Source organism: Alcaligenes faecalis (genome assembly GCF_005311025.1).
GTDB lineage: Bacteria > Pseudomonadota > Gammaproteobacteria > Burkholderiales > Burkholderiaceae_B > Alcaligenes > Alcaligenes phenolicus.
This window is the reverse complement of record NZ_CP031747.1, coordinates 1,420,020-1,435,565: the sequence shown is the minus strand read 5'-3', so window position 1 is coordinate 1,435,565 and position 15,546 is coordinate 1,420,020. Positions and strand designations below refer to the sequence as shown.

Genomic DNA, 15,546 nt, shown 5'->3' with positions numbered 1-15,546 from the left:
GAATTGCCACGTGTTACGCGTCACCTCGTTAAACGTCAACGGTATTCGGGCCGCCTTTCGTAAAGGCCTGCCCGCCTGGCTGGAAGCCCAGAAACCTCATATTGTCTGCATGCAGGAAATCAAGATCAGCGAGCCTGATCTGACCCCCGATTTGACCAACCCCGGTCAATACCACGGGCATTTCCACCATGCTCAGAAAAAAGGCTATAGCGGTGTAGGCCTGTACCTGAACCACAAGGCAGAAAGCGTGGCCGAAGGCATGGCCTGCGAAGAGTTCGATGCTGAAGGCCGCATTATCCGCGCCGACTGGAACGACCTTAGTGTGATCAGCGCCTACCTGCCCTCGGGTTCATCGGGCGACGAGCGTCAAACCGCCAAGTACCGCTTTCTGGATCATTTTGAGCAATGGATTAATGGCTTGATGCAGGAACACCTCGATACCGGCCGCGAGTTCATTATTTGCGGTGACTGGAATATTGCGCACCACGAAGCCGATTTGAAGAACTGGAAAGGCAATCTGAAAAACAGCGGTTTTCTGCCAGAAGAACGCGCCTGGATGAGCAAAGTGCTGGGCGAACTGGCTTGGGTGGATGTGTACCGCAGCCTGCATCCCGATACCACGGACGAGTGCTACACCTGGTGGAGCAACCGCGGCCAGGCTTGGGCCAAAAATGTGGGGTGGCGCATTGATTATCAAATTGCCACCCCAGGTATTGCTGCCAAGGCGCGCAGCGCAACGGTCTATAAGGAAGAGCGTTTCAGCGACCACGCGCCACTGACGGTTGATTACGACTGGAGCCTGTAAATCCAGCCTGAAAAAGCCAGCGCCTTAGCTGGCTTTTTCAATCATGTAGCGCACAACGCTACGCAATTGTTCATCGGTTGCTTTAGGTGCTGCACCGCGTGGGGGCATGGCGCCCTTGCCGTTCAGCACAACTTGCATCAAGGCGTCTTCGCCTTGGGCGATCAGGGGCTCCCAACGAGCCTTGTCACCCAAACGAGGGGCATTGGCCATACCCGATGCATGACAGACCATACACGAAGACTTGTACAGCTTGAGAGCTTCGTCCGAGTTGGCATGTGCTGCAGGTGCGGCGGCCAGCAAAAACAAAGCGGCCATTGCGGAGTACATCATGGTGGCGGGGCGATAGGTTCTCATGGGTTTACCCTTTAAACAGTCGGCATGAATGCATGCCTGGCTGATACTTCGTTTTCTGTACAAGAGGCCCGTTTTTCATGGTTCGAACCTCTTGCGTTTTCACTAGCTAATCACTATTCAATAACTGCCTTGAAGCCCGGCGGAATTGATAAGTGCTTCTGGTCCTCAATTCCGCGTACCGGGTGCCAACCCTGGTTAGCCCTTGATCGGGCCGGGAGGGCTGACTTGCTTCATCAAGTCGTCGTTCCATTCGCCTTCGACCAGAACGTGACCTGCTGCGCCCAGTTCCATGGCTTCGATCAGGTTGTGGTTCACATAGGCGTACACACCAGGCTGCTTGAAGGTGTAGAGCGCCACACCGGCCGAACCGCCGCGAATGAACCAGGTTTCCAGGTTCTTGGCAGGTGGATCATCAAACTTGCCCAGTTCCCAAACCCAATCACCGTGACCACCGATCAGGTGAGGACGGGTGTCGCGGTTGGCCTGCGAGTGAATGAACAGCACGGTTTCACCCACGTTGGCCTTCATGGCACCGTCGCCCATCAAGGCACCGACCTTGCCGTTGAACACCACGTGGCTGGGGATCAGACCACGCATGGCTTCCAGGGTGTCGCCATAGCTTTCAGCCGAGGAACCATACTTTTTGAAGTTACCCTTTTCATCACGAGGGATGTAGAGGTCAAACTCGCCAATGGTGTAGACACGGTCGTAATGCAGCGAGTTGCCCGCCGAATCCTTCAGGCCGTCGCGTGGCAGCACCATGACGGTACCGTGCATGCCCTGGACCACGTGCCAGGCTACCGAGCCTTCGGGTGCGCAGTGGTACACAAACGTACCGGTACGGTCGGCCTTGAAGCGCAAGGTGGCTTGTTCGCCGGGGTTCACGTTGGTCAACTTGGCACCGCCCAGCGCGCCAGTCGAGGCGTGAAAGTCGATGTTGTGCGGCATAGTGTTGCTGGCCGGGTTGACCAGAGTCAGCTCCAGGTAGTCGCCTTCATGCACAACCATGGTGGGGCCGGGCATGGAGCCATCAAACATCATGGCGTGCATGGTGGTGCCATCGCGATCGACCACGATCTCTTTTTCCACGATGCTCATGCGGAACTCCACCACGCGAGGCTCGGGACCTACTTTCTGCTCGTGCTTGTGGACCATAGGAGGCGCAACCAGATCCACCTTGACCCGCTCCAGCTTGGCGATCTGGGCTTCTGTACGCGCGGCCAGCCAGGGCGCGTTCTTTTTTGGTGCAGCTGTCTCGCGGGCTTGTACTTGAGCCGCCAGCAAAGTCGTTCCTGCGGCGACACCTAGGCCAGCACTTTTCAAGAAATGACGACGTTCCATACTACCTCCGGTTTGATCCAGGCGTGATGCCTGCTGATTAAATGTTATTCAGATCTAACAGTTACAGGATGTATTGGACCGCAATCAGACTTCCCGCTCTTTGCTGCAGCGCAAGCATCTCGCATAAGCAACAAAAAAAACCGCCCGAAGGCGGTTTTTTTCATAGACGGAATCTCACAGAAAAAACAGACCGTCCTTAAACAAGATCACGATGCTTTTACTGCACCTGCAGCATTGGCAGCGGCACCGCGACGGCCAGCCATGATACGTACCCAAACCTGCTGGAACACAATCAATGCACCGGCAATGAACACAACGTCACCCAAGGTGCGCCACCAGCGCAGGGATTGCAGGATAGGCTGCTGCATGAACTCTTCGCTGCGGGCATACCACATGCCTTCCGAGATGCTGGCCCAGGCCTGAATAATCCCGGCTGGCAGCAGGCTGACGAACATCATCAGCACCAGACCCAGGTTCAGCGTCCAGAAGCCCCAGCTCATCAGGCGATCGTTGTAACGAACCTCGGGCGAGATATAACGCACCACCAGCAAGACAAAGCCCAAAGACAGGAAGCCATACACACCGAACAAGGCTGCGTGAGCATGCAATGGCGTGGTGTTCAAACCCTGGATGTAGTACAGCGAGATAGGTGGGTTGATCAGGAAGCCAAACACACCAGCACCCAGCATGTTCCAGAAGGCCACGGCCACAAAGAACATGACAGGCCAACGCAGATCACTCATCCAGCTGGCTTGTTTCTGCATCTTCCAGTTATGGAAAGCTTCGTAGCCCAGCATGATCAAAGGCACCACTTCCAACGCGCTGAAGGAAGCACCAATGGCCATGATCGGCGTGGTCGTACCCGAGAAGTACAGGTGGTGCAAAGTACCAGGCACACCACCGACCAGGAACAGCGAGGCCGCTGCCAGACCCGCAATCGTGGCACTACGCTTGGAAACCAGACCCAAGGTCAGGAAGATAAAGCCCATGGCAACCGTTGCAAAGACCTCGAAGAAGCCCTCAACCCACAGGTGAACCACCCACCAGCGCCAGTACTCCATGATGGTGATATTGGTGTGCTCGCCATAGAACAATCCGGTACCGTAGAACAGACCAATGGCCACGGTAGAGATGGTCAACAGAACCAATAAATGGTTGTCGCCCTTGTCACGACGCAAGGCAGGCCACATGCCACGCAACATCAGCAGGAGCCAGAAAGCCAGGCCAATGAACTTGATGATCTGCCAGAAACGGCCCAGATCCAGATACTCATAACCCTGGTGACCGAACCAGAAGTTCAGCTCGGGGGGCAGGATGTTTTTGATGGCCAGGAAGTTGCCGGCAAAAGAACCAATAAAGAGTACAACCAGAGCGCCGAACAGAACGTCCACACCCAGACGCTGGAACTTCGGATCCTCGCCCCCATTAATCAATGGCACAAGGAACAGACCAGCGGTCAGGAAGCCACTGGCAATCCACAAAAGGGCTGCCTGAATATGCCAGGTACGGGTCAAGGAGTAAGGGAACCACTGCGACACGTCTATGCCATAGAACATCTGGCCTTCAACCGTGTAGTGCGCCGTAAAGCCGCCCAGGAAGACCTGGATGACAAACAGGGCAACCGTCAGGAAGGCATATTTTTTCAGGGCACGCTGCGAAGGGGTCAGACGAAATGCCAGAACCGGATCAGTGGCCGGTGCAACAGGGGCTTCCTCTTCTTTGTGCGTAAAGGCCCAGATCCAGACCAGCAAACCAATACCGGCCAGCAAGAGCACGATACTGACAATGGACCAGACGATATTGGCCGTGGAAGGATGGTTATCCACCAAGGGCTCATGTGGCCAGTTGTTGGTATAGCTGACGGTAGTGCCAGGACGCTCCGTTACCGTGGCCCAGGACAGCCAGAAGAAAAAGCGGGTCATGTCCTGACGGCGCTGCAGCTCTGGCAAGGTGTTGTCCTTCATGGCGAAGCTCTCGCGGCTGGATTTCAGCTCGGGCGCATCACCAAACAGGTCGATGTAATACTGGGCAGTGGTGTCGATGGCCTTGGCGCGGCGATCGCTGATCTGCAATACGCCTGTCGCTTCATCAATGCGGTTAGGACGGTATTCGTCCTGCAGTTCCTGCCGCAAGGTGGCCTGCTGACTGGATGTCAGCTGATCATAGTTCAGCGAGTAGGTTTGCTGGGCGGCCAGATCCAGCCAGGCCAGAGCCTCCCGGTGCAGCCAGTCGGCGCTCCAGTCCGGGGCCTGGTAGGCCCCATGCCCCCAGATCGAGCCCAGCTGCATACCGCCAGTACTTTGCCAGGCGGACTGGCCACGATGTATCTGTTCCTGTGAGGTAAATTCACGGCCATCCGGTGTGACTACCTTGACGGGCATGGGGGGTGCCTGACGATACACCTCCACACCTGTCCATCCCAGGATGGCAAAGGTGACCATGGTGACTGCCACCAGGGACCACCATAGTTTTTTATAGCTACGCATTTTCTTCTCCGTCTCGCTGATGAATCAAACGACCCAATCCAAACAAGTCCTGGCAGGACCCAGTTACCTGGTCAAAACCTGTTTGGGTACGGCCCCGGAACGGGGGACGGACCGAAGTACACGCCTTGTAGCGATGTTCTGCTAAGTCGGGGGTCATGTCATAGTCCTTAAAAATGTATGACAAAACATCTAAAGCAAAGACCGTGCCAAGTCCTGGACGACATAGATCAAAGGGTTGCCGTCAGCCTGGGTATAAACTACCTCGACAAAACTGGGTATTTTTCACCATAAGGGTATTTTCCACCCATGCTAGATCTCTTGATTGCCGACCTTGCCACCGAGATTCCGGGGCCGTTACGCCTGCAGCGCATGGTGCATTTGCTGGCACGGCACTTTGGCTGTGATGCAGCGGGTTTGCTGAAGCTGGACGACACGGTGCTGCGCATTGTGGCGGCCAGTGGTCTGGGCCATGACACTTTGGGGCGTCACTTTGTCATTGCAGATCACCCCCGACTGACGCGGATCCTGAACTCCCCCAGCCTGACCCGCTTTGAACCCAACTGTGCCCTGCCGGACCCGTATGACGGCCTGCTTGATGACAAGCTGGGCCAGCCCCTGCCGGTGCATGATTGCGTGGGAATTACCTTGCAAGTCCAGGGCACGCCCTGGGGCATTCTGACGCTGGATGCCTTGCGACCAGGGACGTTTTCAGCCTCCACGCTGGTGGAACTCAAGCACTGGTGTCTGGTGTTGGAAAGCGCAATTCGCATCAGCGAGCTGGAAGAAGAAAACCGCAGCTTGCGCCTGCTCTCCACCTTGCCGCCCGATTACCTGTCGCGCAATAACTCGGCCGCCATCATTGGCAACAGCAAATCCCTGCTGGAGGTCATTCAATTGCTGGACACGGTGGCCACCTCCGAGCTGCCTGTGCTCTTGCTGGGTGAAACCGGCGTGGGGAAGGAGTTATTTGCACAACGCCTGCACCAACGCTCACCACGCCACAACAAACCCTTGATCTACGTGAACTGCGCTGCCCTGCCCGAGTCTCTGGCAGAAAGCGAATTATTCGGGCACGTAAAGGGAGCATTCTCGGGTGCCCATGAGAATCGGGCCGGGCGCTTTGAAGCGGCCCAGGGCGGCACCCTGTTTCTGGATGAAATAGGCGAGTTGTCTTTAACGATACAAGCCAAGTTGCTGCGTACTTTGCAGAACGGCGAGATTCAGCGCCTGGGGGCGGACCACCCCATCAAATTGAATGTACGTCTGGTTGCTGCCACAAACCGTGATCTGAGCCAGCAGATCGCCCAAGGTGGTTTCCGGGCGGACTTGTTTCACCGTCTGTCGGTTTTCCCCCTCACGATCCCCGCACTGCGCGAGCGCCATCAGGACATTCTGCTGCTGGCAGGCCACTTTCTGGAAACCAACCGTTCTCGTTTGGGATTGCGCGGAATTCGCTTATCCCCCGACGCAGAAGCCGCTTTACTGGCTTATCATTGGCCAGGTAATGTTCGCGAACTAGAACATTTAATCAGTCGGGCAACCATCCGCCTGCTGGTCGATACGCCAGATCGTAACCAAATATTTACGCTTAGCGCCGATAATCTCAATTTGTTACCTTCTACCCACCAGCCTGTCGCAGCGACCAGTACGGCTATTGGCTCACCTCGCCCATCCTTGCGTCAGTCCGTTGAGCAGCTGCAAAGCCGGCTGATTCGGCAAGCTCTGGATGAGACTGACGGTAACTGGAGCCAGGCTGCCCGGCAGCTAGGCATAGACCCCAGCAATCTGCACAAGCTGGCCAGCAAACTAGGGCTTAAAACCCGCTCAGAAAGCTTAAGTGATGACTGACATATCCTACCCCTCCTTGTTAGCCAGCCTGCCCGTTTTCTCCCAGCTGGACGCAACCAGCATCAACGAACTGTGGCAAGAGGGACGCCTGATCCACTACGACAAGGACAGCCAGGTCTTTCGTCAGGAACAAAGCAGCGACCACTTTTTTGTTCTGCTGCAAGGCCTGATCAAAGTCGTACGCACCATGCCCAATGGTTCACAACTCTTGGTACGTTTTGCCTTGCCCGGCGACGTAATTGGCATTGCCCCTGCCCTGCGCCGTCGCAACTATCCGGCAACCGCCATTAGCGTAACCACCAGCGCCGCATTGGCCTGGCCTGAAAAGTCCTGGGACAGCCTGACGCAACGCTTTCCTTGCCTGCTCAGCTCTGCACAAGACACGGTCGCGCAACGACTGAGCGATGCCGATGATCGCCTGCTGGAAATTCATAGTCTGGAAGTGGAGCAGCGACTGGCTCACAGCCTGCTGCGCTTGATTCGTCAGGTGGGTCAAAGCGGCGCACAAGGGACGTCCTTGAGTATTCCGGTAACCCGGCAAGATCTGGCCGACCTGGCCGGGACCACCTTGTACACGGCCAGCCGCGTCGTCAGCAGCTGGGATCATCAAGGTTTGATTCTGGCAGGCCGCAAGCAAATTACGATTGCGGACCTGGACAAGTTTGCACAAGCGGTTCTGGAACGCGGCTAAGCGCAGGTTTAGTCTTCAGTGACCAGACGCAGACCCAAGTAACGCGGTGGCACACCCACCGAACACGCCCCGGTTTTTGGGTCGCGGATAAAGTCGGGCATCACCGCAATGTGCTCGCCCCCCAGGGTACGGACACCGCAGTTTTCCAGGCGAGACTCTGCGCGTGGCATGCTGATACGGTGTACCCGGACATGACAGGTATTGGTCCATTCAGCCACCTGCCCGCCCGCATCAAACACCCCATAAGCATTGGCAACGCCCTGCCCCAAGGGTGCCAAGGGAACTTCCTGTTCCTGCTTGCGTTTGTAGCTCTCCTGATACTCCTGCAGCCACAAGGCAGCTTGCTCGTTTTCGTCCAGACCGCTTTGGGCCGACTCAGGCACTTTCTGGTCTGCGAAATAGCTCCACTCCAGGTAATCCGGCAGACGGAATTGCTTGCCGGTGCGCTCACTTAACCAGGCGGCGTAATCCTGGCCGTCTTGCCAGCTGACGCCGACCACCGGCATATTCTTGGCCTGTCCTTGGCCCACCGCATCGGCAGCTTTACAACGCTCGGCACGAACGCACTGATCGTACTCAAACTGACTGACCTGATACTTCATGGCTTTCAAGGTGGGAACAGGAGCGTACATCACCGTGTCGGATGCAATCAGACGCCCATCCAGCAAGTATTCACCAGCCTGCATAACTTCACGCGCCGGACCGGCCACTTCAACCAGCTCGGGCAAACCCGCTGGATTGCTGGGCTCGCCAGACGAACATCCGGCCAGAATGGCCACTAACAGCACGGATCCCACTACATGGCTTCGCATTGCGCACTCCCTAAAGACAAGCACAATTGAAGCCCAAGCGCCTGCAGGCGTCCTTGCGCCAAGGCAAACAGAGTCCTTAAGGACTCAAAAATAGAAGCGATCCAAGATTCACGATTCAACAACACAGGTAAAAAGAAAGCCCCTGGGACCGGATATCGATCCAAGGGGCTGTCTGACAAGGGCCGCGATATTGCTGATTGCGCCCACTTCTCGGTACTTAAGTCAGAAAATTCACAAAACCGGTAATGATCACGGCATTGAAGAAGTCGATGAACAAGGAGCCCACCAGCGGGATTACAAAGAAGGCCTTGCGTGATGGACCATTGTCTTCCGTAAAGGCCTGCATATTCGCCATGGCGTTAGGCGTTGCGCCCATACCAAAACCACAATGACCAGCCGACATCACCACAGCATCGTAGTCCTTGCCCATGACCTTGAAAGTCACGTAGCTGGCAAAGAAGAACATCAGCACCGTCTGGGCGATCAGGATGATCAACAGCGGGCCCGCTACTTCAGCCAGCTCCCACAGCTTCATCACCATCAGCGCCATGACCAGGAAGAAAGCCAGGGACACATTGCCCATGGTTTCAAACTCTTTTTCCGGCAAGCGATAACGACGCCAGTCGATCACATTACGGATGATGGCTGCCACCAGCATGGAGCCCAGGTAGGCTGGCAACACAATGCCGCGCTCGCCCAACCATTCAATGATGACACTGCCCACCCCAATCGCGATGGACAACAGGACTACGGCGTAAACCGGCATTTCAAAGCCACCATCGTCAACCTTAACGGTTTCCTTAACCGTGGTTTCCACCACATGAGGCGCATCTGCACCCTCATGCTGACGACGATGACGACGGTGTGGAGCAGGACCGTCGATATTGTATTTTTTCATCAAGCGCTTGCCCAAGGGGCCGCCGATGACACAACCCATCACCAGCCCCCAGGTCGAAGCCGCAATGGCAGCGGGCAAAGCACCGACAGCGCCGGCGTTCTCCAACATCGGGCCAAAGGCAGCAGAAGTACCGTGGCCACCCGTCATGGAGATCGAACCGGCGGCCAGACCCAGCAAGGGGTTAGCGTCCATGAGGGTCGCCAAGGTCACGCCCATCACGTTCTGCAAAATAATCAGGACAACCGCGCAGCCCAGGAACAAAGCAACGGCCAGACCACCCTTTTTCAGCAACTCGAAGCTGGCTGAAAAACCGATGGTCGTGAAAAAGGCCATCAGCAAGAAATTGCGTATATCGTCGTTAAACGTAAAGTTGAACGAGCCGGTCTGATGTCCAACCAAGGCAATCAGGGCAAAAATCAATCCGCCGATAATGGGGCTGGGAATGAAATAGCGGGCCAATACAGCAACGCGATTCTTTATATATTCTCCCAGCACGAGAAAGACAGCCGCCAAACCTACCGTTTGCGCGATATCGAGCTGAATGTTCATCTATCCGTTCCTTACATCTTTGGAATAAGGGGCCTGCACCTTTGTGTCTGACAGAGGCTTCAAACCAATTTGTTCAAATAGGCATGTCTATCGTCGCTACTTCGTCCTTGTGGGACAAAGGCATGACCACCAACAGCGTAGTAAAACCGAGAAAAATAACATGAACAGGTGCCTAATGACGCCAATTTCCCTGAATCGGCCCGCTTTATTACAAAAAAACCCGCCATGTGGCGGGTTGAGAAAGGCTGGAGACTTAGCGGTCGCGCTCGATGGAAAACGCGCACAAGCTCAGTAATACCTGCTTGAATTCGCTCTCGGGAACATCAGCCAAGGCCTGAACAGCCAGCTGGGCTTCTGCCTTGGCCGCTTCACGGGTATAGGCCAAAGCATCGGTTTGCTCGATAGCCTGTGCAACAGCGGCAAAATCCGCATCACCGGTTTCAATGGCCGACTTGATCAGCTGAACCTGCTCGGGTGTGCCAACTTCCATGACACGGATCAGTGGCATGGTGGGTTTGCCTTCGCGCAGATCGTCACCCACGTTCTTGCCCAAGGCCTGGGCATCACCGGTGTAATCGAGCACGTCGTCGACCAATTGGAAGGCGGTACCCAGGTGGCGGCCATAGGCGGCCATGGCTTCTTCCATTTCAGGCGAAGCACCGGCCACAATCGCCCCCACTTGCGCCGCCGCTTCAAACAGCTTGGCTGTCTTGTAGCGTACGACTTGCAGATAACGTTCCAGGGAAACGTCCGGGTCGTGTACGTTCAGCAGCTGCAAGACCTCGCCTTCGGCGATCACCGTGGTGGCTGCCGACAGCACGGCCATGGCCGGCATGGAGTTCGACTGCACCATCATCTCGAAGGAGCGCGAGTACAGGTAGTCGCCAACCAGCACGCTGGCGGCATTACCGTAGACCGCATTGGCCGTGTGGCGACCGCGTCGCATATCGGATTCATCGACCACATCGTCGTGCAGCAAGGTGGCGGTGTGGATGAACTCCACCACACCTGCCAACAGATGGTGCGTGCTCCCCTGATAAGCCAGCGCGCGGGCTACCAGCAACAGCAGCGCAGGACGCATGCGCTTGCCGCCAGCACTAACGATGTATTCGCCGATTGTGCGTATCAGCACCACATCCGAATTCAAGCGCTCACGAATGACGACATCAAGAGCCTTCATGTCGTCGGCAATAGGTTCAATCAGGGTGGACAGGTTCAAAACAGAATTCCGGACGAGTAAGGGAGGGGGCCGCTATCGGCCAACCGTAACTTGATGATTATACGATTTTGAATCGCTTTGGGCCTATTGTTACGCGTCAAGCACAACAGTGATCACAGAAAAAGGGGCCAAATTAGCGATAATAAGCATTTCAACCTGAAACGGAGACTGTCTTGAGTTCGCAAGACCTGAGTACCCTGATCAGCCGGGCCGAGCGGGTTCTCGCTCAACTGGAAGCCTGGCTGCCCCCTGCTCCACCCCCCATCAACTGGGATTCCATTGCTTTTCGCTGGCGTACCAATGGTTCGCGCGGCTGGCTTGAAGGTGTCCAGCACGTAGCCACCATCCAGACCGAAGACCTGCATCATATCGAACGCCAAAAGGGCATTATTGAGCGCAACACCCGCCATTTCCTGGCAGGCAAACCGGCCAATAACGTCTTGATGACAGGTGCTCGCGGTACGGGCAAAAGCTCGCTGGTCAAAGCCATGCTGGCCAAATTTGCCGATCAGGGCCTGCGTCTGATCGAAGTGGACAAATCCGATCTGGGCGACCTGGGCTACATCATTGACCTGATCAGCACCCGCCCCGAACACTTCATCATCTTCAGCGACGACCTGTCCTTTGAAGAAGGTGAAGCCGGTTACAAGGCGCTTAAATCCGTGCTGGACGGCTCGCTGGCCTCCCCTGGCGACAATGTACTGATCTACGCCACGTCCAATCGACGTCACTTGATGCCCGAGTACATGAAAGAGAACCTGAGTGCCTCCACGTCTGCAGACGGCGAGATCCACCCTGGTGAAGCCGTTGAAGAAAAGGTATCCCTGTCCGAGCGCTTTGGACTATGGTTGTCGTTTTACCCCTTTAAACAAGACGACTACCTGGACATTGTGTATTACTGGCTTGGCGCTTTGGGTTGCCCTGCAGAACACATTGAAAGCTCGCGTATGGAAGCCTTGCAATGGGCTCTGGAACGTGGCTCTCGCTCCGGCCGGGTAGCACGTCAATTTGCTAGAGATTGGACCGCTAGACATGTCTAAACCCACGTTGGAAGTGGCCGTTGGCGTTTTACTGAACCAACACGGCCAAGTGCTACTGGGAAAACGCCCAGCCGATAAACCCTGGCCGGGCTGGTGGGAACTGCCAGGCGGCAAGATTGAGGCGGGCGAGAGCGTCATACAGGCGCTGGTACGGGAACTGCGCGAAGAACTCGGCATTGAAACCACCCACGCACATCCCTGGGTTACCTATACACACGAATACCCCAAGAATTTCGTCAAACTCTCTTTCTGCCTGGTGCGGGAATGGGAAGGCGAACCCCAGTGCCTGGAAGGCCAAGAGCTTGCCTGGGTCAACCCTAAAGGGCCTTTGGAAGTCGGCCCTGTACTGCCTGCTACCGAACCGCCGCTTAAATGGCTGCAACTGCCCGAACGCTATCTGATTACCAACATCGACGAGCCGGCCCGCTTACCCGCCTATCTGGAACAACTGGAACAAGCCCTGCAACAAGGCCCGGCCTTGGTCCAGTTTCGTGAGCCAGCCTGGGCTGCCCGGCCCGATGCCGAATTCCATTTGCACCAAGCGTTCCTGCAAGTTGTGAACCTGTGCCAGCGCTACCAAGCGCGCTGCCTGGTCAATAGCCTGCACCCCGAGAGCTGGTGGGACCATGCCGATGGTGTGCATTTGCGCGCCAGCGACGCCCAAGCCCTGTCCGCGAAATGCCACGACACCCTGACGACATTTCCCGCAATCAGCAAAGGCCTGATCGGCATGTCCACGCACAATGAAAGTGATATTGAAATAGCCCGCAAAATCCAGGCGGACTTTCTGGTTCTGGGCCATGTCCTGGAAACCTCCTCCCATCCCGGCGATCCCGGCATGGGCTGGGCCCGTTTCGCCAGCCTGGCGGAACAGGCTGGACTACCTGTGTTTGCCATAGGCGGACAATCGGCCAAGACCTTGGCTGACGCCCGCAACCACGGTGCACACGGTATTGCCGGTATACGCCACATGCTGGACAACGACCCGGCATGACGCCACACGTCACTATTTCGGAACACGAAGGCGTACGCTACCTGCACCTGGGCTCTGCCTGGGTGCAGGGTGCCATGCGCCTGGATGCTCCCGATCAGCTAGAGCTGCACTACATTCGTCAAATGATGATCTGGACCTTGTTCCAGACCGATCCGCGCCGTATTGCTCAGCTTGGCCTGGGCGCAGGCAGCCTGACACGCTTTTGCTACCAGCACTTCCCCCAGGCGCGCATCGACGCCGTGGAAATCAACCCGGAAGTGGTGCAGGCCAGTCGCCTGCTATTCAATCTGCCGCCCGACGACGAACGCCTGAACGTGCACACGGTAGACGCGCTGGACTATCTGGATGCCGTCTACGGCGAGCTGGATGTGCTGCAAATTGATGTGTACTCCGACCAGGCCGAACACCCTGCCCTGGAAAGCGCAGCTTTCTATCAGGCCTGCCGCAAGGCTCTGGAGCCACAAGGACTGTTAACGGTGAATTTGCTGGGCTCGGAACTGGTCCATGCGCGCAATCTGCATGCGCTGCAAGAGAGTTTCCCGGCCGTGGTCTGGTTACCTGAAACCCATGATGGCAATCTGGTTGCCCTGGCCTTTGCTGACCCGCCGCAAATTGATTTTGATGACTTGTACCAGCGGGCTGAAGAGATCCACGCCACCTTGGGCTTGGCCGACGGCGAGGAATGGGTTGACGGACTGTATGCCTGGATGGACCAGGACTGAGGCGGTTTCCGCGCACTATCAAGCAAGGAATGAGCCGCTATTGAACTACAAGCAAGCAAACTGCAGCCCAAAGCTTGGGCGGTAATCCAATCCTTGCTTGGTCCATACGAAGCAAACCGGGCGTTGAAGCTCCGGCCCAGCCAGGCCGGAGAGCACGGTGAAACGGCCAAACCAAACCAAACCAAACCAAGCGCCAAGAAGTTCAGCCAACGCCGAACCACATCAAACCAAACTAAACCAAACTTGATTAAGACCAGATTGGATCGGGTCAGGTCAGGTCAGGTCAGATTAGTGTAGGTCAGGCCAAACCTATTCTGCTTTCGCAGCTGGATCAACTTCCACCGCGTTCGGCTCTTCGGGATTCAGACCTGTCGCTACATCCCAGCCACCGCCCAAGGCCACCATCAGTTTGACCGCCGCCCGCAGGCGTTGAGACTCCAGGTCCAAAGCCTGCCGCTCGGCCGACAGCGCCGTAGCCTGGGTTTGTGCCAGACTCAGGAAATCCACCAGACCAGCATCAAACTGATTGCGTGTCAGCCGCAAGGACTCGCGTGCCGCGGCCAGAGAACGCGCCTGGCTGGCTTGCTCCAGCTCCAGGCCATTGCGTTCAGACAAGGCATCTTCCACTTCCTTCAACGCATCCAGCACCGTCTGACGGTAGGCAGCCAATTGTTCGTCATAGCTGGCCTCGGCCTGCTCGACTTGCGCACGGCGTGCCCCAAAATCCAGCAAAGTCAGGGCAAAGGCTGGGCCCAGGGACCAGACACGCGCGGGTGCCGTCAGCCATTCGCTAAGATCACTGCTGCTGAACCCTCCACTGGCCTTCAGGCTCAGACTGGGAAACCAGGCAGCCTTGGCCACACCAATCTGGGCATTGGCCTGCGCCATGCGACGCTCGGCACGGGCCACATCGGGGCGACGTTCCAGCAAACTGGATGGCAGACCCACCGGAATATCCGGAGCAACAGGCCAGGGCGCATGAGGCACCACCTCAAACTGGGAAGGTGCGCGGCCTACCAACACAGCCATCGCATGCAGGTAGGTGGCCTTCTCGCGATTCAAGGCCAAGCGCTGGGTGCGAGCCCCCTCTAGCTGGCTTAAGGCTGCAGCCACATCTCCCGGTGCCGAAAACCCGGCGTCCAGGCGATTCTGATTGATTTGCAAAGAACGCTCGTACGCGGCCACGGTTTCATCCAGCACTCGCTCGCTGGACTCCACACTGCGGTACTGCAAATAAGTCTGTGCCAATTGAGACTGCAGGCTCAAGCGTGTAGCAGCCATATCCGCAGCACTGGCTTGCAGGCCAGCATCACCTGCTTCTACCTGACGGCGAATCCGCCCCCACAAGTCCACTTCCCAATTCACCGTGATGCTGGCGTCATAGGCGCTGCTGCTTTGGCTGGTATCACCCGACCCACTGCCACGCCGTGTCGTGCCGACCGAACTGCCTACTTGCGGGAACTGGGTCGAACGCGTGTTGGACAGGGTGGCCTGCGCCTGACGAACGCGTGCCTGTGCCTGCTGCAAAGTGAAGTTCTGCTCGTTCAGGCTTTGCATCAGGGTGTTGAGCACGCCATCGTTGAAGCTCTCCCACCAGGGGCCGCGGTCTTTCAAATCAGCCGGTTCGGCCTGCTTCCAGGCCGTGGACCGTACCTCTTCCCTGAAGTGCTCGCCCACCGGCGCTTCGGGCCGCTGATAATCAGGGCCAACAGCACATGCGGACAGGAGCAGCACCATCCCAGCCAGTGCGAAGCGCGGAAGAATCATGGCGTTAGAAGTAGGCATAT

General features: G+C 56.7%; 13 protein-coding genes. 6 read left to right on the top strand and 7 right to left on the bottom strand.

Features of this window, described 5'->3' with window-relative positions; all coding sequences use genetic code 11:
- Nucleotides 1–10 precede the first annotated feature (10 nt).
- Complete coding sequence (locus D0C27_RS06495) at nt 11–805, top strand: exodeoxyribonuclease III (RefSeq protein WP_088452074.1); 795 nt, start codon at nt 11–13, stop codon at nt 803–805.
- 24 nt (nt 806–829) lie between these two features.
- Here D0C27_RS06495 and D0C27_RS06490 read toward each other — a convergent pair whose 3' ends face one another.
- From D0C27_RS06490 to D0C27_RS06480, 3 genes are all read right to left on the bottom strand, one after another.
- Nucleotides 830–1,159 carry a c-type cytochrome gene (locus D0C27_RS06490; protein ID WP_035270399.1) on the bottom strand — a complete coding sequence of 110 codons (330 nt, stop codon included), beginning with the start codon at nt 1,157–1,159 and terminating at the stop codon, nt 830–832.
- 195 nt (nt 1,160–1,354) lie between these two features.
- Entirely contained in the window at nt 1,355–2,500 is a 1,146-nt protein-coding gene (gene nirK, locus D0C27_RS06485) for a copper-containing nitrite reductase (protein ID WP_009458792.1), read from the bottom strand.
- Nucleotides 2,501–2,706: 206 nt separating this feature from the next.
- A complete protein-coding gene (locus D0C27_RS06480; RefSeq protein WP_035270396.1) occupies nt 2,707–4,986 on the bottom strand; it encodes a nitric-oxide reductase large subunit in 2,280 nt (759 codons plus the stop codon).
- A gap of 306 nt (nt 4,987–5,292) precedes the next feature.
- Here D0C27_RS06480 and norR point away from each other — a divergent pair, with 306 nt between their 5' ends.
- Together norR and D0C27_RS06470 are read left to right on the top strand one after the other, a co-directional pair.
- Nucleotides 5,293–6,834, top strand: coding sequence for a nitric oxide reductase transcriptional regulator NorR (norR, locus tag D0C27_RS06475; protein ID WP_137430652.1), 1,542 nt, complete (start codon nt 5,293–5,295; stop codon nt 6,832–6,834).
- A complete protein-coding gene (locus tag D0C27_RS06470) occupies nt 6,827–7,525 on the top strand; it encodes a Crp/Fnr family transcriptional regulator (protein ID WP_060186649.1) in 699 nt (232 codons plus the stop codon). Before norR ends, D0C27_RS06470 begins: the two co-directional genes overlap by 8 nt.
- A gap of 8 nt (nt 7,526–7,533) precedes the next feature.
- Here the strand turns inward: D0C27_RS06470 and D0C27_RS06465 are convergent, their stop codons facing one another.
- The 3 genes from D0C27_RS06465 to ispB form a co-directional block, all read right to left on the bottom strand.
- On the bottom strand, nt 7,534–8,337 hold the full coding sequence (locus D0C27_RS06465; RefSeq protein WP_052159303.1) for a formylglycine-generating enzyme family protein: 804 nt from the start codon (nt 8,335–8,337) through the stop codon (nt 7,534–7,536).
- A 217-nt stretch (nt 8,338–8,554) separates the two neighbouring features.
- A complete protein-coding gene (gene gltS / locus D0C27_RS06460; protein WP_035270394.1) occupies nt 8,555–9,784 on the bottom strand; it encodes a sodium/glutamate symporter in 1,230 nt (409 codons plus the stop codon).
- Between the two features lie 253 nt (nt 9,785–10,037).
- Nucleotides 10,038–11,003 (bottom strand): octaprenyl diphosphate synthase, encoded by a 966-nt coding sequence (gene ispB / locus D0C27_RS06455; protein ID WP_009458758.1) that lies wholly within the window; start codon nt 11,001–11,003, stop codon nt 10,038–10,040.
- A gap of 173 nt (nt 11,004–11,176) precedes the next feature.
- Here ispB and D0C27_RS06450 point away from each other — a divergent pair, with 173 nt between their 5' ends.
- Genes D0C27_RS06450 through D0C27_RS06440 form a run of 3 tightly spaced genes read left to right on the top strand, consistent with a single transcriptional unit; the run spans nt 11,177 to nt 13,759 of the window.
- On the top strand, nt 11,177–12,043 hold the full coding sequence (locus D0C27_RS06450; RefSeq protein WP_009458756.1) for an ATP-binding protein: 867 nt from the start codon (nt 11,177–11,179) through the stop codon (nt 12,041–12,043).
- Complete coding sequence (locus D0C27_RS06445) at nt 12,036–13,037, top strand: Nudix family hydrolase (protein WP_083054679.1); 1,002 nt, start codon at nt 12,036–12,038, stop codon at nt 13,035–13,037. Before D0C27_RS06450 ends, D0C27_RS06445 begins: the two co-directional genes overlap by 8 nt.
- On the top strand, nt 13,034–13,759 hold the full coding sequence (locus D0C27_RS06440) for a spermidine synthase (RefSeq protein WP_170978549.1): 726 nt from the start codon (nt 13,034–13,036) through the stop codon (nt 13,757–13,759). The genes D0C27_RS06445 and D0C27_RS06440 overlap by 4 nt, the downstream gene beginning before the upstream one ends.
- Nucleotides 13,760–14,068: 309 nt before the next feature.
- On the opposite strand, the gene D0C27_RS06435 is transcribed toward D0C27_RS06440, so the two are convergent.
- Nucleotides 14,069–15,544, bottom strand: coding sequence for an efflux transporter outer membrane subunit (locus D0C27_RS06435; RefSeq protein WP_232466625.1), 1,476 nt, complete (start codon nt 15,542–15,544; stop codon nt 14,069–14,071).
- Nucleotides 15,545–15,546: the final 2 nt, after the last annotated feature.